2 protein-coding genes and 1 pseudogene are annotated in these 2,824 nt (G+C 62.3%); 2 read left to right on the forward strand and 1 reads right to left on the reverse strand.

Translation table 11 applies throughout. The features are described from left to right. Window positions 1-625: thermonuclease family protein (locus tag HX846_RS16195; protein WP_178965717.1), on the forward strand; the 625-nt coding region annotated here is incomplete at its 5' end. 181 nt (window positions 626-806) lie between these two features. Beyond that, entirely contained in the window at window positions 807-2,075 is a 1,269-nt protein-coding gene (locus HX846_RS16200; protein ID WP_003209334.1) for a malic enzyme-like NAD(P)-binding protein, read from the forward strand. A gap of 195 nt (window positions 2,076-2,270) precedes the next feature. Here HX846_RS16200 and HX846_RS16205 read toward each other — a convergent pair. After that, a pseudogene (locus HX846_RS16205) lies at window positions 2,271-2,824 on the reverse strand (peptidase); the annotation flags it as partial.

A 2,824-nucleotide genomic window follows, 5' to 3' on the forward strand; every position in this document is an offset into this window, starting at 1 on the left:
CATGATCGGCGTCAATGCCCCGGAAACCGGCAAGCAGGGGCGCACTGACGAGCCCTTCGCCGTGGCTGCTCGCGAGCGCCTGCAAAGTCTGGTGGACGCGAGCGGTGGGCGCGTTGGCGTGGTGCCCGGACGGGAGAGCAAGGATCGTTACGGCCGCACCCTGGCCCATCTCTACGGTGCCAATGGAGCAAATCTGGAAGCGCAGTTGCTCGCCGAAGGCCTTGGCTTCCAGGTGGCGGTCGCGCCGAATGTGGAACTGGTGACCTGCCAGCAAGCCGCCGAACGCAGCGCCCGCCAGGCCCGGTTGGGGCTATGGCGCCAGTCACCGGTGGTCGATGCGGCGAAGATCCAGCGCTCGGGCTTTGCCGTGGTCAACGGCCGGGTGAGCAAAATCGAACGCAATCGCGGCGGAGTCTGGATTGAGTTGCAGGGCTCACTGGTACTGCGCATTGCACCCAATCTGGTGGGCCGATTCGACAGTGCGCTGTTGAAAGGTTTGCAGGGCCAGTCCATCGAAGCCCGCGGCTGGGTGCTGGACCGCTCCCGACGTGGCGGCCTGGAAAAGGGCCAGGCACGCTGGCTGTTGCCACTGACCGATCCCGGCATGCTCGAGCAGGCGCCGTAAGAAAAAATTGTAGACATTTTTCAGGTCGATTGTGAACAGTTGAGCCCTTGTATCCCGTGGCTCTTGGCCAAAAGTCGTAGGGCAGGGCCCTTGACACCTGTGACTGCCCAGTCTTGTGGGGACTTTGCGACACGCGTATCCTCGGCGGTCCGTCGACCAACAGTAAAAGCGGAATGCCGATATGTCTGATTTGAAAACTGCCGCTCTCGAATATCATGCCCATCCTCGTCCAGGAAAGCTGAGTGTAGAGCTCACCAAAGCCACTGCCACCGCCCGCGACCTGTCGCTGGCCTACAGCCCTGGCGTTGCCGAGCCCGTACGTGAAATCGCCCGCGATCCTGAACTGGCCTACAAGTACACCGGCAAAGGCAACCTGGTTGCAGTGATCTCTGATGGCACCGCGATCCTCGGCCTGGGTAACCTCGGGCCATTGGCTTCCAAGCCAGTCATGGAAGGTAAAGGCGTGCTGTTCAAGCGCTTCGCCGGCATTGACGTATTCGATATCGAAGTCGATTCCGAGAGCCCGCAGGCTTTCATCGACACCGTAAAGCGCATCTCCATCACCTTCGGTGGCATCAACCTGGAAGACATCAAGGCACCTGAGTGCTTCGAGATCGAAAAGGCCCTGATCGAACAGTGCGACATCCCGGTATTCCACGATGACCAGCACGGCACCGCGATCGTTACCGCGGCCGGCATGATCAACGCCCTGGAAATCGCCGGCAAAACCCTTGGCGAAGCCAAGATCGTTTGCCTGGGCGCCGGCGCCGCGGCCATCTCCTGCATGAAGTTGCTGGTGAGCATGGGCGCCAAGCTGGAAAACATCTACATGGTCGACAGCAAGGGCGTTGTGCAGTCCGAGCGTACCGACCTGAACCAGTACAAGGCGATGTTCGCGCATCCGTCCTCCAAGCGTACCCTGGCTGATGCCCTGGACGGTGCAGACGTGTTCGTTGGCCTGTCCGGCCCGAACCTGCTGAGCGCCGAAGGCCTCAAGTCCATGGCGGCCAACCCGATCGTGTTCGCGTGCTCCAACCCGGATCCGGAAATCTCCCCGGAACTGGCCCACGCCACCCGTAGCGACGTGATCATGGCCACCGGCCGTTCGGACTACCCGAACCAGGTCAACAACGTACTGGGCTTCCCGTTCATCTTCCGTGGTGCCCTGGACGTTCGCGCCAAGCGCATCAACGAAGAGATGAAAGTCGCGGCCGCCAACGCCCTGCGCGAACTGGCCAAGCTGCCGGTTCCTCAGGAAGTGTGCGACGCCTACGGCGGCATCAAGCTGGAATTCGGTCGTGAGTACATCATCCCGAAACCAATGGACAAGCGCCTGATCACCCTGATCTCCGATGCCGTGGCCAAAGCCGCAATCGAGACGGGTGTGGCCACCCTGCCGTATCCGAAGAACTACCCGCTGCAAAGCGTGGATGATGTGTTCAACGGCTAAGCCGTTGTAGCGCACCACCAAAAAGCCCCGGCTCTTGCGAGTCGGGGCTTTTTTTGTGGCTGGCAATTGGCTCGAGCCTGGCGGTGATCCAACTGTGGGAGCGGGCTTGCTCGCGAAGACGGTGTGTCAGTCGGCCCATCTGAGCCTGATACTCCGCTTTCGCGAGCAAGCCCGCTCCCACATTGGAACTGCGTGTTAGAACAAGTCGATCGGCGCCGCCTCGTCCGCCGGCAGCGGGCTGCCCGGTGCAACACCATTGCCCAGCTCGTTGACCGACGGCGGCGTGTCCTCGCTCTTGAACAGCTCGAAGTACGCATTCGGCGTGCTCGGCGCTGCTGCACGGCCGCTGACCGGGTCGATCCGCAGGCTCAGGATGCCTTCCGGTTCCGGCTGGGTATGCAGCGGCATATCCTTCAGCGCGGCGCCCATGTAGCTCATCCAGATCGGCAGCGCGACGGTGCCGCCGAACTCCCGGCGACCGAGGCTTTCCGGCTGGTCGTAACCGGTCCATACGGTGGTCACGTAGTCGGCGTTGTAGCCGGAGAACCAGGCATCCTTGGAATCGTTGGTGGTACCGGTCTTGCCGGCGATATCGGCACGGCCCAGGGCCAGGGCGCGACGCCCCGTACCTTTCTTGATCACGTCTTCCAGGATGCTGTTGAGGATGTAGGTGGTACGGCCATCCACAACGCGTTCGGCTACCGCCGGCGCTTGAGGTGCGGCGGGGGCGCCGGCTGCCGGGGCTTCGC

The organism is Pseudomonas sp. K5002 (assembly GCF_013386655.1).
In the GTDB taxonomy this organism is placed as follows: Bacteria; Pseudomonadota; Gammaproteobacteria; order Pseudomonadales; family Pseudomonadaceae; genus Aquipseudomonas.

Coding starts and splice junctions, on each gene's coding strand:
- HX846_RS16200 (WP_003209334.1), top strand. CDS start 807: ATGTCTGATTTGAAAACTGCCGCTCTCGAATATCATGCCCATCCTCGT.